Below are 16,497 nucleotides of genomic sequence, written 5' to 3'. Positions count from 1 at the left end.
TTACGCTAAACGATGAAAACCGGACGGTCTGTTTGAGACCGTCCGGTTTTTTCATGTTGTTTCATATTTACGAAATAATTCTTCTAATAACAAAGCTTCATCCGTTGTCCGCTGAATAGGATCATGCGGAAGTGTGATTAAACTTGATAATGTTTCAGAAGGATATACATCAAACGATACTTGCTCCATTTCAATGAGATACTCAAGAATCGAATCAAGGGATGTTTTTTTATTAAATTGCCGTAACCAATTTTCGTATCGACGATCCACTTTCCCGTCTTTAAGCAAAACTTCTCCACCGGCAATGATTGCCCATTTAGGTGGCGCATCGATTTGAAAGAGTTCCAACTGCTGGTACTCTTCCATCGTTCGTTTCGTCACCGGAACGACACCATCGATTGATACTAATCGCTTTAATCTAAGATGCGCTCGCATCGTCATGAAGCGCGGTCGTCCAGCGACTCGTTCGACAAGTAAGGTCGGCTTATCGATGGAACGCATCGTCTCTTCATCAAACAATAAGCTATGATCTACATCTAACACTAACATCAAGCCACTCCTTTTTTTCTGCGTGAGACAATAAATGCATAGGAGCTACAAAGAATAATCGTAGCAAAACAATAACCACCGATTACATCCGAGAAATAGTGAACGTTCAAAATGATTCGTGAAGCTCCCATGGCAAGAAACAATCCAATCGTCAATACGGATACAAGAACCTTTCCACCCACTTTAAGATGGCGGAAAGCGACAACAAGAAATCCAGCATAGACAGCAAATGCCATGGCAGAATGACCGCTCGGAAAACTGTATCCTACGCCGCCAACCAGTTCATTTAATGACGGACGCTCTCGAACAAAGGCAAACTTAACGACCTGATTCAACACCCCTACTGATATCGCCATGATCACATACCAAATGCTTGCGATGCGGTCTCGCCACAAGACATAGCTGAGTATTCCAAGTAACGCCGTCATCGTCATCGCCCCTGGACCCGAGCCTAGTTGAGTGAACCAAGAGACGTAATCTCCTGGAACCTGTTGAGACATGTACGACGATAATTGTGCATCAAATAAAAAGTAACCCGTCATACGAATCGAGACAGCAATAATCACGAATAGGACAACCGCGATAGATGCACCCACCCAAGCTGTTCTTGCACCCCGCATCAGTATGTTCCCTTACGTTCTTCTAATTCTTCTGCTGAATAGTCTTCCTTATCTCGTAAACGATGTGCTAGACGTCCGGATGCGTTTGCCGCAATCGCTGCTACGATATCATCCATGAACGTATTGACTTTTCCGTCTCCAAGCTTCGTATCGAGTTCTTTGATGATTCCGACCTTTGCTTTATCTAAATATCCAAATGTCGTTACAGCAATCGACCCATACGTATTGACGGCACCAATCGCAATCGTCTCATCGACGCCAAATAGCCCTTCATCGCTTTGGATGATGGACAAGAGTGGTTCTGATAATAAACCCTTTTCTGCCAAGATGTCTAGTTCTGCTCCGACGAGAATCGCATGTTGTAATTCACGTTTTTCAAGAACACGTTCAACAGAACTAACACATGTCTCGATTGTCAGATCCACTGTGTATGGGGCTTGCATTTGGTACACGATTTCAGCAATCGCGTGGATTGTCACCCCGCGTTCATGTAGCTTATCAATTGCTGCTTGTTTGACCTCTTTTGAATGTGTTTTCTTCATGACTGTATCCACCTCTCCAACAAAGTACCTCATTAGTATACACGGATTCTAAAGCTCCTCTCAAACTTCTTTGACATCGAAGCCAGAATCCGTCATGATTATTTTGTAAAGCGTTATCATTTCAGGGGAAAGTAGGGGATTTTCGATGAACATCGGGGTTGTATTGTTTCCATCGAAACGCGTTCAAGATTTTGCCAATTCATATCGAAAGAGATATGACTCGAAGTATGCACTAATCACACCTCACATCACGCTACGGGAGCGGATGGAGATGGACGAGACAGAATTAGACCATATCGTCACTGAATTGAATCGGATTGCATCTGAGACTAAGCCAGTCAATCTGCACATTCAAGGAGCTCGTTCGTTTCATCCGACAAACAATGTTTTGTTCCTTAAAGTGATGCCAACCGATGAATTAGAGCAATTACATCGCGCTCTGCATACGGGTCCACTCGAACATAAGCCAAAATATGATTTCTTGCCGCATATCACGATTGGTCAAGAACTGTCCGATGTCGAACTGTTCGATGTGCTAGAACGTCTCAAAATGGAAGATATTCGCTTCCAAGAGGATGTCACGAAAATGGCGTTATTGTATGAATTAGAAAATGGTGCTTGGAGTGTCTATGAGACATTCCGCTTCACAGGTCAATGAATGATTAAACTTCCCGGTCGAAGCTTCGACCGGGAAGTTTTAGTTCTGGCAATACACCATATGCATTTGCCTGTTCTTCTAAAAAATCCTGGGTTTCATGTTCTCGGTAAGGATCGACTGGGCGTATCGGTTGAACCCGAGCGACCGGCTCAGTCTTTAACTGTGGATCGATACGTACTTGACGGTTCACATATTGTACAACTGTAAAATCGATTGCATTCATCCATTACACTTCCTCTCTCCTTCAACACGTTCATATTTAACACTTCCCCGATCCAGCACAAAAAAAACCAAGCCCCCTTCTCAGGAAAGCTTGGTTCAACCTGTTATCTATTAAAGAATGTGGAATCCACTATCGACATGAAGGATTTCTCCTGTTACGCCACTCGACATTTGTGAAAGCAAGAACAGTCCACTTTGACCGATTTGCTCTGTCGTGACGTTACGGTGAAGTGGCGCACGTTCTTCGATGCTATCTAGAATTGAGTTGAAATCGCCGACACCTTTTGCTGAAACTGTCCGGATCGGACCAGCTGAGATTGCATTGACACGAACACCTTGCTGACCGTATTCAGCAGCTAAGTAACGAACACTTGCATCTAGTGCTGCTTTTGCGACACCCATGACATTGTAGTTCGGAACCATCTTCTCGCCACCTAGATACGTCAATGTGATAACGGATGCATCTTCCGTGAAGAAATCTTTTGCTGCCTTGACGACTGCCGTCAAGCTGTAGGCAGAGATGTCGAGTGCTTGCGCGAACTGTTCACGTGTCACACCAGAAAACTCACCACGAAGTGCTTCTTTATCCGCGAATGCGATCGAGTGTGCGATTCCTGAAATCTTACCGTGATCCGCATGAATCGTTTGGAAGACTTGTTCGATTTCTTTGTCACTCGTGACGTCGCACGTATAATACGAAGCCGGACGTGATAATTCTTGTCCTAATTTTTCAAGTGGCGCCTTAAAACGTTCCCCGACATATGTAAATGCCAGGCTTGCTCCAGCAGCATCGAGCGCACGTGCGATTCCCCATGCAATCGAGCGTTGATTGATGACACCCATGACGACGTACGTCTTGCCTTCGAGTGAAGGATAAATATTCATGATAAAGTCCCCCTTGAATTAGTACCTGGTAATAAAACCTATCTTCAGGTTACAAAAACGTAACGCTTCTGTCAACCATCGCTCTTGATATTGCGGATTTGATAAATTACGGTAATATAGAAAGTGATAGAAAGTAGGGATGAAATGAATCGATTCAAATCATTTACACAACGTTATGATCATACGTTGCTTTTTTTACTCGCCTGTCTGATGGTCATCAGTGTCATCGCCATCTATACGGCTCAACCTTCGCTTAAAGGTGCAATTAGTGCCATCAACTTCTCTGCCAAACAAATTCAATGGTATATCATCGGCTTCATGGCGTTATCTGTCGTCATTTTCATCGATTATGAACAGTTGAAGCGATTCCACTGGTTTTTATATGGAGCAGGTATCTTGTCATTGGTTGGTCTTGTCGTTCTTCGAAACACACCAGTTGTTACTGAAATCAAAGGGGCATATGGTTGGTATCAGTTTCCGGTCATCGGTACTGTTCAGCCGGCCGAGTTCATGAAGTTCTTTTTGATCGTTTCGCTCGCTGCCGTCATCACCGAACACAATGCACGCTATGTTCAGCATGAACGTGACCTCTTATTACTTATCAAAATGGTCGCTGTCACAGCCTTACCACTCGGTCTCATTATCATCCAACCCGATTTAGGGATCGGTTTGATCCTTTGTGTCATCTTGGCATGTGCGATGTTATTATCAGGACTGAACTGGAAATGGCTCTTGACGATGTTTGCTCTATTCGCAGGCGCCGTCATCATCTTCTTTTACCTATTCTTTTTCCAGAATGACTTACTCGCAACCTTCTTCCCAGGTCATGCAATGAATCGGATCATGGCTTGGTTGCAACCGTTCGAATACGCAGATGATCTTTCGTACCAGCTTGTCCAAGCGATCAATGCAACGGGTTCAGGTCAAATGTTTGGCGTTGGCTACGGGAAACTGCAAGTATTCGTTCCAGAGCTGCATACAGACTTCATCTTTACGACGATTGCCTCACACTACGGTTTCATTGGAGCTGCCATCGTATTGATCGTCTTGTTCCTTTTCGTCTATCGCTTGATTCAAATTGCACTTGAAACGGCGGATCCATTTGGTACCTATATCGTGACAGGATACGTCGCGATGTTTACGTTCCAGATCTTCCAAAACATCGGGATGACGATTGGTGTCTTACCAATCACAGGTCTCCCTCTACCGTTCATCAGTTATGGTGGATCGACGATGATCGTAAACCTCGTCGGTCTAGGATTAATCATGGCAATCGCTTCTCAGTCACGGATTTCCATGTTCGATGAAGATTAAGCGTACGTTTAAAAGGCAGTGGACTTGATCCACTGCCTTTTAGCGTATATCAATCATTCAATTCGGAGATCCTCAGGAAGCGGTGCCTCAAATCGAACCCGTTCTCCTGTTGCAGGATGAAGAAACGATGCTGACGCACTATGAAGTGCCTGACGCGGCAGTAACGGCTGACCCTGATACATCGTATCACCAATCAAGGGATGACCAAGAAACGCAAGGTGGACACGAATTTGATGTGTCCGTCCTGTCTCTAGTCGAATATCAAGTAACGACAGCTCTTGGTCAAAGGCTTGAACTGGACGGCTATTTAAAATATGAGTAATAGCCCGTTGACCATCTGGTCGTACCATCCGTTCCATGAAGGAATGATCGGTTTGACCGATTGGCTGATCAATCGTTTGTGCTGGTACGTGTCCAGGTGCATAGGCTAAATAATGTCGTTCTAGCTCATTTGACTTTTGCATAAGACTCATCCGGTGATGGGCTAATCCATGTTTCGCAAATAAGACAAGACCACTCGTGTCACGGTCAAGACGATTAACGATATGAATCGCATATGGGATTCCTTGTTTTCGATAATAACCAAGGACATAATTCGATAGCGAGCGCTCTGGATGTAATCGTGAAGGGATTGATGCCATACCCGGCGGTTTATTGACGACAAGTAGCCACTCATCTTCAAACAAGATATCAAGTTCTCCTTCTGTCGCCACCATATCGGGTGCTGGCGTCTCCTCCGGGAAAAAGACATGGACATGATCGCCCGCACGCAAGACATCATGAACATTGACGTGTTGCCCGTTGCTCGTAATATCCCCGTGATTTTTGATTGATACTAACATTTTTCGCGAGATCCCTAAACGCGTCGTGCAAAAATGACTGACACGCCATCCGTCTTCGAGATCGCTTACCGTCTGTTGTAGCTGAAATCCATTCATATTTCCAATTCCCTTTACATGCTACATTAACGTCTTTCGTCTGCTAGGAAAGATTCCCGAACCCGCTGCCAGAACGGGAAAGAACGAAAACGAGCAAATTTCACTTTTTTATCTGAGACTCGGCACCGAATCGACGTTACGTTTTGATGAATGATTGAAGCATAGTGGTCATACGTCATTTGAAAATCAATTGGGTTGACTGGACGAATTTCGACATCATGATGTTTCGGTAACAACATCGGCGAGCCAATCGTCCGGTAAACACGATTATTGATCGATGCCATCTCTGTAATTTGAATTGCTTCGAGCGCTGGGTGGACGATTGCTCCGCCGAGCGCTTTATTGTATGCTGTCGAACCTGATGGTGTCGATACACATAATCCATCACCACGAAACGTCTCGAAGTAATCACCTCGAATCGACAAATCGCAGACGAGCGTTTGGTTAAAACTCTTAATCGTACATTCATTCAAGGCTAATAGTTGGTTGTGAGAACCATCCGCATAATCAATCGAAAGTTCAAGCAATGGATATTGAACCGTCGCTAAATCCTGCTTCGCGATATGATCGATCAGTTCATCCATTTCTTCCGGGCGCCAATCCGCATAAAAACCGAGATGCCCCGTATGAATTCCAACAAGGGTGATCGTCTCTACTTGATCGAGATACGAATGAAACGCCTGTAACATCGTTCCGTCTCCACCAATCGAGACGACGATTTCCGGTTGACTGACATCAAGGACGCATCCCCGATTCGTCAATGCCTGCTCGAGCTCTTGTTTAAGCGCATGTGAACGCTCATCATCGCGAGCCGTGATTGCAAAACGCATGGTCATCCCCCTACTCTTTTAATCGTTCGGACGCCTTGGCGTCACGTTGAAAGACGAGTTGTGCGTCTTGAATTTCTACTTTCAGTTGACTCATTTCCGCATCGAGCAAAAACGCTGCTTCTGCCGCACGTCGCAGTCGCTCACGCGTCTCTTCCGGAATATTGCCTTGATATTTGTAATTCAACGAGTGTTCGATCGTTGCCCAGAAGTTCATCGCAAGTGTCCGAATTTGGATCTCCACTAACGTCGGTACTTCCCCTTCGATTGTCTGAACCGGATAAGCAATGATAACGTGATACGATCGATAACCACTATCCTTCTTTTGAGTAATGTAGTTTCGTTCCTCGACGATCTTAAAATCACCACGCGAACGCAATAGTTCAAGGACATGAATGATATCATCAACGAATTGACACATGATACGTAATCCGGCGATATCCTGCATATCTTGTTCTAAAGAATCCCGCGCAATTGCTTTTCGTTCCGCTTTTTGAAGAATGCTTTTTACAGGTTTGACCCGTCCTGTGACAAATTCAATCGGTGAATGTTCTCCCCGTTGCTGAAATTGTTTACGAATCGCTTTTAGCTTGACTTTCAACTCATCGACCGCGATTTGGTACGGTGCAAGAAATAAATCCCAATTTTCTTTTGTCATCTGATTTGTCACCACTTTTAATCGAATAGTATTGGTTCAGTGCGTGTTCCTACCTCATTCATGTTATCATATTTTCAGACATTCAACTAGAAAGGCGTGATTCCGATTAGACAAGAATTGGAAATCGAATTTAAGAACTTATTGTCTGAACAAGAATACCTATCGTTATTTACCCATTATGCATCAACTAAACAACCCATTTGGCAAGCAAATGATTATTTTGATACGCCTGATTTTGAACTTCGAAAAAAAGGTGCTGCTTTACGAATCCGTGAAAAAAAGCAAGGACTCGTCCTTACTTTAAAACAACCTCACGAAGATGGATTGCTTGAAACGCATGTTACGTTATCAGCAAATGAAGCGGAAGACCTATTTAAATATGGTCTGATTCATTCTGATGAGATGAATCACCAGCTAAAATCGTTTGACTTACAAGGATCTTTAGAGCATTTAGGTCGATTAGAGACGGAACGAATCGACATCGTGCTTCCGGAAGGTTTACTCGTCCTTGATAAAAGTCGTTATCTCGGATATACCGATTATGAGTTAGAGTTTGAAGTCAGCAACTTCAAACAAGGGCAAAAGGACTTCGAGCAACTCCTTTTAGAACACGACATTCCACAGCGTGAAACAAAAAATAAAATCGTTCGCTTCATGGAACGTAAAGCGCTTTCTTGATTTCTCGTGTAGAAGTGAACAAGCAAAACCTTTGCTCTTTCTTTTTTTTCGTTGCTAAAATAGGGTAACGATAACAACAGGAAGGGGTGAACGGATGGAACACGCACAATGCAACGGATCCTATTGTTCATTGGACGAACCATCGATTCAACAACCGACGAAACCTCTGGAAATCTATCATTTCCTAGATGTGACACAAACGGATGGTTTACGGTTGATACCCGTTCTCAAGAAACTAGAGCTAGAATATGGTCATCTCTTTCGTCTCCGGACGATTGCGACGATTCCATGCGCTCCTTCACGTTCGGCATGTGACATATCACCACTCGTCATCCTAAAAGCCATTGAGCTTCAAGGAAAAACGTTTGGTATGCGATTCATGCGACGCCTTCGGATGCTTCATAATGTTGAAGGAGAGAGTGCTTACAGCCGTCCATCATTGATGCGATTAGCAGAAGCACTGACAGAGTATGGTTTGGATTTAGATGAATTCCATCGTGATGTCTCATCGGATACGATTCAGCAAATGCTTGAGAAAGAGACTGAACTGGTTACAGAATGGGATGTCCGAATTCTTCCGACACTCGCTTTCGTTGGAGATGAGGAAGCCATTAAGGCGGAAGGACCTTATGAGTATTTGGTCTATGTCTCGATCTTAAGTGAACTACTAGATCATACGATTGAAAAACAACCAAAGCCACCACTTGAACAATTCTTGAGACGGTATGAAACAGCAACTACGGCTGAAATTGCCTTTATTTATGACGCTCCTGAATCCCAGATTGAACATGAACTAAAAAAACTGGTCTTGCAACAGAAATGTGCTTCTCTATCATACTGTGATGGAAAAGTATGGCGTCATTTAAAAGATTCAGCACATGCATGATATAACAATAAAAGGACAGTGAAGTCTGCTTCACTGTCCTTTTTATACTCACTCATAGAAAAAGAAAAAGTCCTTCATGACGAAAAGGACTTTTTCTTTTGATCATTGGATGGGGGAAAAAGAGAATCGACTGGGGAATGTGACTCTCTTCACAATATAAGTATATCGTGAGACTATACTCTTTTCCACCATTTGTTCACTTTGTCACAAAGATGTCACTCTGCCAACAAAGCTTCGAATTCATCTAGGACGCGTTCAAATTGACGAAGTGCTGCTTCGACTGGTGCTTTTGTTGTCATATCAACACCAGCAGCTTTTAGCACTTCGATTGGATAATCGCTTGATCCTGCTTTTAAGAAATTATTGATGTAACGCTCTACAGCCGGTTGTCCTTCTTCTAGGATTTGATCCGTCAATGCAGCAGCCGCTGAAATGCCTGTTGCATACTGATAGACATAGTAATTGTAATAGAAGTGTGGAATTCGAGCCCACTCCAAACCAATCTCTTCGTCTAATACAATCTCTTCCCCGAAGTATTTTTGATTCAAGGCATAATACGTCGACGTCAAGAATTCTGGTGTCAACGATTGTCCAAGACGCGCAGCATCATGAATTGCATGTTCGAACTCAGCGAACATCGTTTGTCGGAACAATGTTCCACGGAATGTTTCAAGTTGATTGTTCAACAGATAAAGTTTTTCTTTACGATCCGTCACTTTTTTCAATAGATAATCATTCAACAGCGCTTCATTCGTCGTTGAAGCAACTTCTGCGACGAAAATTGAATAGTCACCGTATGGGTATGGTTGTGATTTCCGCGTGTAGTAGCTATGAACCGAATGTCCGAATTCATGTGCGAGCGTAAAGAGGTTATTGATGTTATCTTGCCAGTTCATTAAAATGAATGGTTGTGTATCATAAGCACCAGAAGAGTAAGCCCCACTACGTTTACCACGCGTTTCTCGAACATCGACCCAGCGCTCAGACAATCCTTCTTCGAGAATATGTTTATATTCTGCTCCAAGCGGCGCGAGCCCTTCGACCATCAATTGTTTCGCTTCCTCATAAGAGACTTTCATTTCAACTTCAGAAACGAGCGGTGTATACATATCATACATGTGTAATTCGTCGAGTCCGAGTACCCGTTTACGTAAAGCTACGTAGCGATGAAGTAACGGTAAATGCTCATGTACCGCTTCAACTAATCCATCATAGACGGATTCAGGAATCGCATTACCATGTAATGCGGCTGCACGTGCCGACGGGAACTTCCGAACATCTGCATAGAAGTTATCCTTCTTGACTGATCCTGCAAGTGTCGAAGCAAGTGTATTCGTATACTTCGCATACGTTCCGTACATCGCTTTGAATGCGGCTTCCCGAACAGAACGGTCAGACGACTCAAGGAATGTAATGAAGCGACCATGTGTCAATTCTGTCTCTTCCCCGTCCTCACCTTTGATTTTCGGGAATGTCAAATCTGCATTATTCAGCATACCGAACGTCGTACCCGATTGACCGAGTACTTCTCCTGCTTTCGCAAGAATCGCTTCTTCCGCTTCTGTCAGCACGTGTTCGCGCTCTTGATTCAACTCATCAAATGCATGACGATACATCGCGAGATCCGTATTCTCATTGAGATATGTCTCAATCGTCGCTTCAGGTACAGCCAACAATTCTGGTGTCATGAAAGCAAGTGTTGCTCCGATTTGCGATGCTAGCGTCCGAGCACGGTCATTCATGGCTTGGTAGAAACTATCCGCTGTATTTTCGTCATAACGCATGTGCGCGTATGTATAGAGCTTATAAAGACGTCTAGAGACTTCATCTCGTAGCTGTAACCCTTCATATAGCGTTTCCGCACTCTGACCAAGACGTCCCTTATACTCGACGAGTAATGGGAGCATTGCTTTCACCGATTCGAATTCTTCTTCCCATACTTCGTTTGATGCGTAAATCGATTCTAGGTTCCACGTTTCTGTAACGTCAACATCTTGACGTGTTAATACTTCTGCCATTTGCCTCACTCCTTTAATTCAGTTATACCTGTTTTCTTTTCGACAAACAATTGAAGTGCTCCTGCTAGAACAGCCTATTCGTCTCCTCAATCCGCTCCATCCATTCCTTGATGAGTGAATCCATCACAGGTCTTTCAATCGAAAGGTTCAATTGTTGTAGCAGATGATGGATTGCATGTTCCAGATGGATCGACGTGTATCTCCCTTTTAGCCTTAAAAAGACTGCGATTTGAAACTCAAAAGGATGGACTGGAATAGATAACAAGTGGGTGATGGGAAGAAAGACAAAAGATGGTAGGTTCTGCAGATGAAAACCTGCTTGATAAAGTGGAAGTCTTAGAATACGCGGAGGTAAAGAGGTATGAAAAGGTCGCTGACGATAGCGGTGAACGATTCCTTGCCATCGAGCCATTGAAAATTTCCGAGGAAATGAAGGTAGTTCAGTTGAAAGAAAGTCAGATAAAGAAAGTGATTGAACCGTACAATAGACATGATGCTTCGCAAAAGGAATCGGATGTCGGAATCGTCGAATTTGATTCTCGACAATCAGATCCAAATATTCATTTTGTAGGAATGCTTGTCTCATCCATCCTTGCAATCGAATCGTGACACCTTGTGAAGGATGAAACCCGATCCAACGAACTGTCCGTTCTTGTTTCGCATCAAGTTTTGCTCGTCTCATCCATTCATCTGCCGACATCGGCGAGCACTGAATTTCAATACCAAGTTGCTTTTCTGGGAGCCATAGATCAAAGCGACGTTGTCCCGTTATCCATTCAGTTTCAACTTGAATGCCTGCGGTCATCAAGGAGTCTGCAATCCGCTGTTTCCAAGATATATGCAATCTACTCTCTCCTGAACAAGCTGAGATATGCGCAAAATGCGGTCGCCGTCCTTGCCTGACGCGCAACGGCTTCAGGCAATACGGACACCGTAAGGACATGGCTTTCAAGTCATGGATCGAAAATCTATGAATCATGATGCGTTTACCAGAGTCATCAATAGCTTCGAACATCAGCATCGTTCCCCTTTTTACTAAAGTAAAGGCGAGAATAAGCGCGAAATCGATTCAATTAAACGACGACGTAATGGACGACGATGGAACAAATCAGCATCAACTTCTGTCGAATGGCTAAAATCTTCATAAAAATCACGCGTTAATTCATGAACAGAGTTTGTTCCGTACAAAAAAGCGTTCACTTCGAAATTCAAATGAAAACTGCGTAAATCCATGTTCGCAGTTCCGATCGTTGCGATGGCGTCGTCAACGACGATGACTTTAGAATGCATGAAGCCCTTATTGTACTCATAAATTTTTACACCAGCTTGCAGTAGATCATCAAAATAAGAGCGACTCGCATAGAAAACGATTTTATGATCCGGAAAGCTCGGGAGTAAAATACGAACATCAATCCCTGCCATAGCAGCGGTCTTCAGCGCTGTCATAAGGTCTTCGTCAGGTATGAGGTACGGGGAAGCGATATAGACGGACTCACGTGCTTCCGTAATAAGTCCGAAGTAAAGCGACTTCATTGCCTCGTGCGGTTCATCAGGTCCACTCGCAATGATCTGTACACCTCCAGTTGCTTCTTCGACATTCTCCAGTGACTCCATATAAAACGGCGTAAAAAGTCGTTCCCCTGTCATGTAGTACCAATCTTGGAGAAAAATCAGTTGGAGTTCAGAGACAGCTTCTCCTCGTACAAGAAGATGGGTATCGCGCCAAAACCCAAAATGTTGATTGCGACCGATGTATTCATCCCCAATGTTAATCCCGCCTGTAAAAGCAACTGTCCCATCGATAACGACGATCTTTCGATGATTCCGGTAGTTCGATTTACTCGAAATGAAAGGTAACACGACTGGGAAAAATGCTCGAACCTCTACACCAGCCTCTTGTAGCTTCTTGAAATAATGCTTATCTGTCGAAAAGCAACCGACAGCATCATAGAGAAAGCGAACCTCAATTCCTTGCTTGGCCTTTTCAATCAATGCTTCTTGTAACTGAAGTGCGAGTTGATCATCTCGTACGATGTAATATTCCAAATGAATATGATGTTGTGCTTGGCGGATTTCCTCTAAAAGAATCGGAAACTTCTCCTGCCCATTCGTCAAGATGCGTGTATGTGTATTATACGAAATTGGTAGTCGACTGATCGAGTCGATAAGTGTAACAACTTTTCCGTAACGTCCTTCTTGGAACACTGATTGGTGTACCTCTGTCTTAAACTGGGTACGATATTTAATGTAAGACTCTTCATCAAGCATGGCTTTTAACCGAAACATTCGTTTTCGACGGTAGTTCTGGCCGAACGTGAAATACACGAAAACGCCAACGACAGGCAGTGCCATCATGACGAGTGCCCAGACGAGTGTTCGTTCCGGGTTTCGATTTTCAAGTAAAATGATGACGAACACGCTCATGACGACCAAGATGATGACGATGGACAGCCAACCTACCATATAAACGCTCCAATAGTAGGATAAAAAGGCGATCAAGCCGATGGTCAAGATGAGGGTCATGAGAAGTTGTACACGTCGTAGCATGAATCCCCCTCCTTTTTTTGTATGTAGTACAAATCGTATTTAGACTGATGACAGAAAGGAAGCGTTTAAATGGGTACGTATATCATTACTGGTGCAACAAGTGGAATTGGTGAAGCAACTTCCCTTCAGCTCATTCGGGAGGGACACACCGTCCTTGCAATTGGTCGTAATAAGGAAAAAGGATCCTCACTCGAATCAAGCGGAGAAGGACGTTTATATTTCTTCCCTGTCGACTTAGCGGATTCCTCTGCAATCGATGCGTTCTTTGAAGAAACACAAGAGGATTTCCCTGAAATCGATGGGATTTTCAACAATGCTGGTACCTTTGGAAAACCCGTTGCACCCGAACGCGTCTCCGATCAGCAAAAAGAAGTATTCCAAGTCAATTATCACTCTCCCGAACGAATCATCCAGTTAGCAACGAAACGCTTCTCAAAAGGTGCTTCCATCGTCAACAATAGTGCCATCGTAGGTCACGTTAAGTTCCCAGCAATGCTATTGCCTTATGCATCGTCTAAGAGCGCTCTACTGACGCTTACGAAGACATATGCAGCACGATTTCATGGGAAGTACAGATTTAACGCCATTTGCCCAGGACCAGTCGATACAGCACTTAGTCACGCGTTATATGGCGGGAAAGATAAATTTGACCTAGCAATGAAACACCACCTTCGTGGCGAGCCTGCGCAACCTTCTGAGATTGCAGAGGTCGTTTGCTTCTTACTATCTAATAAAGCGAGCTATATTAATGGGCAAGCACTCGTTGTAGATGGTGGCTATACCCTCACTTAATATCAGAATAAAAGGAGGTATCACAAAATGTGATCCTCCTTTTATTCGCACTTTTTCTGACCTCAGTTCGGAAAATGTTTCCGAATGAATGGAAAGACATCCGAGGTAATGATTTGTTTCCCGTATTCAGCAACAGGATGTATTGTTTGTTCACTGAATTGAAGATACTCTGCAATTAAACTCATGACGTTTTCTTGTGCTTCTCCGTTCACATCATCTTCGAAATGAACATGCAGTAAATAGAGTCCATCTTTTTGATAAAGCGCTGTTTCAAGTTCTGCAAACACAGGAGCATTCGCATATTGACTGAGCGCGATGATATGTTCGAAATCGCGAGTTTCAAATAAAACATCTTGGCTTAGCTCTGTATCTTTATCTTCTGTCTCAGACATCGCTGATCGTAAAAGTGAATCGAGTTCGTCTTCATCGACTTGCTCACCATCAACTGCATTTTTTGCGATCGTCACAGTGACTTCAAGACCTTTTTCAAAAGCTTGCACTTGTATCCATAGTGGACCTTCGAAGGAGATGGACTCTTTTTCATTCGCTTCGTCCATCATCTGCCAGAATAACTGTTCTCCCCGTTCCCGGTTATACCAAATTTCATCTCGGGCAAAACCACGGCGTTCGATGTCGGTGTACGTGATGAAGAACTTGACCGTATTGTCATTGACGCGTTCGATTTTCAATCTGTCCACTCCTTTCTTCCCGTTCCTTATCTAGAATACGAACGAGGATATGACTTGGATTCATACTATCTAAATCCCAAGGATATATTTCTATTCCTTTGTTATCTTTATTTTAACCTTTTTTATCGGTAACAAAAAGCACACTGCTCACGAAGCAGCGTGCTTTTTAAAATTACTCGTTTACAAGACGCTGCGCTTCCAAAAGTTGGAACGTACGCACCTTGCGTGGTAAGAATCGGCGGATTTCATCCTCGTTATATCCAACTTGAAGACGCTTCTCATCAATCAAAATTGGACGACGTAATAATCCTGGGTATTCTTGAATCAAATCGTATAGGTGCTGCAACGATAAGTTTTCAACTGAAACATCGAGTTTCGAGAAGACTTTTGAACGAGTTGAGATGATCTCATCCGTTCCATCTTCCGTCATACGAAGAATCTGTTTGATTTCATCGAGCGATAAAGGTTCTGAAAAAATATTACGTTCAACGAACGGGATTTCATGTTCTTCAAGCCACGCGCGTGCTTTCCGACAAGAAGTACAACTTGGTGAAGTATAGAGTGTTACCATTGAAAAACATCCTCCCCCTGATTTAACATCATTCAATATCTATGTGCATAAGCAAATATTGATGATGGTTCTATTACTTGACAGTTTACATCTAATAAAGCAGAAAACCTAGCTTTTTTATAAAGATGAAAGAACTTTTCGTAAAAAAGCTTGTTAAAGCCACCACGTGGCTTTAACAAGCTGGCGTGTGATCAAATGGCTGAGAAATCGTCTCTTTTGCTTTAGGAAGTTTCATTTCTTTCAGTTTTTTCTCTAAAATATCCCGCAAAAGGCGTTTCTTCAGCTTTTTCTTCTTATCACGTTCTTTCATATTCCGACACCCCAATCGGCCCGAAACAGAACTAACAACCATACGAAAGCGAATAAATCATCTTCTACATTAGTAAGTATACCACGTATCTTAAAATTCTATTCCTACTTTAAGCAATTAAATATGTGAGATTGTCGATTGATGGAGGAATAACAGTTGCAATTTCTTTCAATTTTCTGTAGAGTGTATAGAAATATCTACTCTCAGGAAGGAGTTTTTCATTCATGGCATTAACACTCGTTACTATTCTCGATCATCCGATCGCTCAAAAATATTTATCCCGTTCTGGCTTGAATCATGCGATTTCAGTAGCAGAACGTGCACTGACTCTCGCTACGAAACGGGGCTTAGATGCTGACACTGCTACGAAAGCAGCACTCCTCCATGATATCGGTCATTACGAATGGTATACCGATGGCACTTGGAATTACGATCTCTATCGTCAAAATGATATTCATGCCATTAAAGGGGCTGAACGTGCCCATAAACTTTTGATTCGCCTTGGCGAAGAACCAGCACGTGCAAAGGAAATCGCACTTGCTGTACTCTTGCATACGGATTCTTATCTCCCACCAGGTGCAATCAACCGGACACCGCTTCAACAACTTGTTCACGATGCGGATACACTAGAAGAACAACCAGGCGGATTACACCATTATGAAAAAATCGACTTCGACGAAGCCATCCGTCGTCTTGACGCAATTGATTCAGTCGTTCACCGATTTGCTCATCTCCCACGAATTGCATCAGAAAATTAAAAGGCATTTCCACGATCAACGTGGAAATGCCTTTT

The 16,497-nt window shown here is 43.3% G+C and carries 20 protein-coding genes; 6 read left to right on the top strand and 14 right to left on the bottom strand.

Annotation, left to right across the window (positions count from 1 at the left end; all coding sequences use genetic code 11):
- Positions 1–51 precede the first annotated feature (51 nt).
- The 3 genes from ACV3PA_RS07655 to ACV3PA_RS07645 are packed head-to-tail and all read right to left on the bottom strand — an operon-like array spanning position 52 to position 1,711.
- On the bottom strand, positions 52–549 hold the full coding sequence (locus tag ACV3PA_RS07655) for a hypothetical protein (protein WP_456125922.1): 498 nt from the start codon (positions 547–549) through the stop codon (positions 52–54).
- Positions 549–1,169 carry a phosphatase PAP2 family protein gene (locus ACV3PA_RS07650; protein ID WP_456125921.1) on the bottom strand — a complete coding sequence of 207 codons (621 nt, stop codon included), beginning with the start codon at positions 1,167–1,169 and terminating at the stop codon, positions 549–551. Before ACV3PA_RS07650 ends, ACV3PA_RS07655 begins: the two co-directional genes overlap by 1 nt.
- Positions 1,169–1,711, bottom strand: coding sequence for a phosphatidylglycerophosphatase A family protein (locus ACV3PA_RS07645; protein ID WP_034786059.1), 543 nt, complete (start codon positions 1,709–1,711; stop codon positions 1,169–1,171). Before ACV3PA_RS07645 ends, ACV3PA_RS07650 begins: the two co-directional genes overlap by 1 nt.
- A 145-nt stretch (positions 1,712–1,856) precedes the next feature.
- Here ACV3PA_RS07645 and ACV3PA_RS07640 point away from each other — a divergent pair, with 145 nt between their 5' ends.
- A complete protein-coding gene (locus tag ACV3PA_RS07640) occupies positions 1,857–2,369 on the top strand; it encodes a YjcG family protein (protein ID WP_053453903.1) in 513 nt (170 codons plus the stop codon).
- 4 nt (positions 2,370–2,373) lie between these two features.
- Here ACV3PA_RS07640 and ACV3PA_RS07635 read toward each other — a convergent pair whose 3' ends face one another.
- Positions 2,374–2,592, bottom strand: coding sequence for a hypothetical protein (locus tag ACV3PA_RS07635; protein ID WP_456125920.1), 219 nt, complete (start codon positions 2,590–2,592; stop codon positions 2,374–2,376).
- Positions 2,593–2,702: 110 nt separating this feature from the next.
- Positions 2,703–3,476, bottom strand: a complete 774-nt coding sequence (gene fabI, locus ACV3PA_RS07630; protein ID WP_456125919.1) for an enoyl-ACP reductase FabI — start codon at positions 3,474–3,476, stop codon at positions 2,703–2,705.
- A gap of 144 nt (positions 3,477–3,620) precedes the next feature.
- Between fabI and ACV3PA_RS07625 the strand changes: the two genes are divergently transcribed.
- Positions 3,621–4,790 (top strand): FtsW/RodA/SpoVE family cell cycle protein, encoded by a 1,170-nt coding sequence (locus ACV3PA_RS07625; RefSeq protein ID WP_456125918.1) that lies wholly within the window; start codon positions 3,621–3,623, stop codon positions 4,788–4,790.
- Positions 4,791–4,843: 53 nt separating this feature from the next.
- Here the strand turns inward: ACV3PA_RS07625 and ACV3PA_RS07620 are convergent, their stop codons facing one another.
- From ACV3PA_RS07620 to ACV3PA_RS07610, 3 genes are read right to left on the bottom strand one after another with little or no spacing between them, the layout of a single operon-like run.
- Positions 4,844–5,728 carry an RluA family pseudouridine synthase gene (locus tag ACV3PA_RS07620; RefSeq protein ID WP_456125917.1) on the bottom strand — a complete coding sequence of 295 codons (885 nt, stop codon included), beginning with the start codon at positions 5,726–5,728 and terminating at the stop codon, positions 4,844–4,846.
- A gap of 26 nt (positions 5,729–5,754) precedes the next feature.
- A complete protein-coding gene (locus tag ACV3PA_RS07615) occupies positions 5,755–6,558 on the bottom strand; it encodes an NAD kinase (RefSeq protein WP_053453906.1) in 804 nt (267 codons plus the stop codon).
- Between the two features lie 10 nt (positions 6,559–6,568).
- On the bottom strand, positions 6,569–7,213 hold the full coding sequence (locus ACV3PA_RS07610; RefSeq protein ID WP_053453907.1) for a GTP diphosphokinase: 645 nt from the start codon (positions 7,211–7,213) through the stop codon (positions 6,569–6,571).
- Between the two features lie 96 nt (positions 7,214–7,309).
- Here ACV3PA_RS07610 and ACV3PA_RS07605 point away from each other — a divergent pair, with 96 nt between their 5' ends.
- Together ACV3PA_RS07605 and ACV3PA_RS07600 are read left to right on the top strand one after the other, a co-directional pair.
- A complete protein-coding gene (locus ACV3PA_RS07605; RefSeq protein ID WP_456125916.1) occupies positions 7,310–7,891 on the top strand; it encodes a CYTH domain-containing protein in 582 nt (193 codons plus the stop codon).
- A gap of 94 nt (positions 7,892–7,985) precedes the next feature.
- The gene (locus ACV3PA_RS07600) at positions 7,986–8,777 is read left to right on the top strand and encodes a DsbA family protein (protein ID WP_456125915.1); all 792 of its coding nucleotides are present in this window, start codon (positions 7,986–7,988) and stop codon (positions 8,775–8,777) included.
- A 215-nt stretch (positions 8,778–8,992) separates the two neighbouring features.
- Here the strand turns inward: ACV3PA_RS07600 and pepF are convergent, their stop codons facing one another.
- The 3 genes from pepF to cls all read right to left on the bottom strand — a co-directional run bounded on the left by pepF (position 8,993) and on the right by cls (position 13,342).
- Positions 8,993–10,795, bottom strand: a complete 1,803-nt coding sequence (gene pepF, locus ACV3PA_RS07595) for an oligoendopeptidase F (RefSeq protein ID WP_053453908.1) — start codon at positions 10,793–10,795, stop codon at positions 8,993–8,995.
- Positions 10,796–10,859: 64 nt separating this feature from the next.
- Positions 10,860–11,810 carry a competence protein CoiA family protein gene (locus ACV3PA_RS07590; RefSeq protein WP_456125914.1) on the bottom strand — a complete coding sequence of 317 codons (951 nt, stop codon included), beginning with the start codon at positions 11,808–11,810 and terminating at the stop codon, positions 10,860–10,862.
- Between the two features lie 20 nt (positions 11,811–11,830).
- Positions 11,831–13,342, bottom strand: coding sequence for a cardiolipin synthase (cls, locus tag ACV3PA_RS07585; RefSeq protein ID WP_053453910.1), 1,512 nt, complete (start codon positions 13,340–13,342; stop codon positions 11,831–11,833).
- 69 nt (positions 13,343–13,411) lie between these two features.
- Here cls and ACV3PA_RS07580 point away from each other — a divergent pair, with 69 nt between their 5' ends.
- Positions 13,412–14,134 carry an SDR family NAD(P)-dependent oxidoreductase gene (locus ACV3PA_RS07580; RefSeq protein ID WP_053453911.1) on the top strand — a complete coding sequence of 241 codons (723 nt, stop codon included), beginning with the start codon at positions 13,412–13,414 and terminating at the stop codon, positions 14,132–14,134.
- Between the two features lie 62 nt (positions 14,135–14,196).
- Here ACV3PA_RS07580 and mecA read toward each other — a convergent pair whose 3' ends face one another.
- From mecA to ACV3PA_RS07565, 3 genes are all read right to left on the bottom strand, one after another.
- Entirely contained in the window at positions 14,197–14,832 is a 636-nt protein-coding gene (gene mecA, locus ACV3PA_RS07575; protein WP_456125913.1) for an adaptor protein MecA, read from the bottom strand.
- A 163-nt stretch (positions 14,833–14,995) separates the two neighbouring features.
- The gene (gene spxA / locus ACV3PA_RS07570) at positions 14,996–15,394 is read right to left on the bottom strand and encodes a transcriptional regulator SpxA (protein WP_012370920.1); all 399 of its coding nucleotides are present in this window, start codon (positions 15,392–15,394) and stop codon (positions 14,996–14,998) included.
- 172 nt (positions 15,395–15,566) lie between these two features.
- Positions 15,567–15,704, bottom strand: a complete 138-nt coding sequence (locus ACV3PA_RS07565) for a hypothetical protein (protein ID WP_023468890.1) — start codon at positions 15,702–15,704, stop codon at positions 15,567–15,569.
- 224 nt (positions 15,705–15,928) lie between these two features.
- Between ACV3PA_RS07565 and ACV3PA_RS07560 the strand changes: the two genes are divergently transcribed.
- On the top strand, positions 15,929–16,462 hold the full coding sequence (locus ACV3PA_RS07560; RefSeq protein ID WP_053453913.1) for an HD domain-containing protein: 534 nt from the start codon (positions 15,929–15,931) through the stop codon (positions 16,460–16,462).
- Positions 16,463–16,497: the final 35 nt, after the last annotated feature.

Source organism: Exiguobacterium sp. EA-TM-5, assembly GCF_053878415.1.
Note: the sequence above shows the minus strand (reverse complement) of the source record. Positions and strands in the feature narration are given on the sequence as shown.

What these genes read in the sequence shown, in the direction of transcription:
- ACV3PA_RS07655 (WP_456125922.1), bottom strand. Translation starts at nt 549, where the DNA reads ATGTTAGTGTTAGATGTAGATCATAGCTTATTGTTTGATGAAGAGACG.
- ACV3PA_RS07650 (WP_456125921.1), bottom strand. Translation starts at nt 1,169, where the DNA reads ATGCGGGGTGCAAGAACAGCTTGGGTGGGTGCATCTATCGCGGTTGTC.
- ACV3PA_RS07645 (WP_034786059.1), bottom strand. Translation starts at nt 1,711, where the DNA reads ATGAAGAAAACACATTCAAAAGAGGTCAAACAAGCAGCAATTGATAAG.
- ACV3PA_RS07640 (WP_053453903.1), top strand. Translation starts at nt 1,857, where the DNA reads ATGAACATCGGGGTTGTATTGTTTCCATCGAAACGCGTTCAAGATTTT.
- ACV3PA_RS07635 (WP_456125920.1), bottom strand. Translation starts at nt 2,592, where the DNA reads ATGAATGCAATCGATTTTACAGTTGTACAATATGTGAACCGTCAAGTA.
- fabI (WP_456125919.1), bottom strand. Translation starts at nt 3,476, where the DNA reads ATGAATATTTATCCTTCACTCGAAGGCAAGACGTACGTCGTCATGGGT.
- ACV3PA_RS07625 (WP_456125918.1), top strand. Translation starts at nt 3,621, where the DNA reads ATGAATCGATTCAAATCATTTACACAACGTTATGATCATACGTTGCTT.
- ACV3PA_RS07620 (WP_456125917.1), bottom strand. Translation starts at nt 5,728, where the DNA reads ATGAATGGATTTCAGCTACAACAGACGGTAAGCGATCTCGAAGACGGA.
- ACV3PA_RS07615 (WP_053453906.1), bottom strand. Translation starts at nt 6,558, where the DNA reads ATGCGTTTTGCAATCACGGCTCGCGATGATGAGCGTTCACATGCGCTT.
- ACV3PA_RS07610 (WP_053453907.1), bottom strand. Translation starts at nt 7,213, where the DNA reads ATGACAAAAGAAAATTGGGATTTATTTCTTGCACCGTACCAAATCGCG.
- ACV3PA_RS07600 (WP_456125915.1), top strand. Translation starts at nt 7,986, where the DNA reads ATGGAACACGCACAATGCAACGGATCCTATTGTTCATTGGACGAACCA.
- pepF (WP_053453908.1), bottom strand. Translation starts at nt 10,795, where the DNA reads ATGGCAGAAGTATTAACACGTCAAGATGTTGACGTTACAGAAACGTGG.
- ACV3PA_RS07590 (WP_456125914.1), bottom strand. Translation starts at nt 11,810, where the DNA reads ATGTTCGAAGCTATTGATGACTCTGGTAAACGCATCATGATTCATAGA.
- cls (WP_053453910.1), bottom strand. Translation starts at nt 13,342, where the DNA reads ATGCTACGACGTGTACAACTTCTCATGACCCTCATCTTGACCATCGGC.
- ACV3PA_RS07580 (WP_053453911.1), top strand. Translation starts at nt 13,412, where the DNA reads ATGGGTACGTATATCATTACTGGTGCAACAAGTGGAATTGGTGAAGCA.
- spxA (WP_012370920.1), bottom strand. Translation starts at nt 15,394, where the DNA reads ATGGTAACACTCTATACTTCACCAAGTTGTACTTCTTGTCGGAAAGCA.
- ACV3PA_RS07565 (WP_023468890.1), bottom strand. Translation starts at nt 15,704, where the DNA reads ATGAAAGAACGTGATAAGAAGAAAAAGCTGAAGAAACGCCTTTTGCGG.
- ACV3PA_RS07560 (WP_053453913.1), top strand. Translation starts at nt 15,929, where the DNA reads ATGGCATTAACACTCGTTACTATTCTCGATCATCCGATCGCTCAAAAA.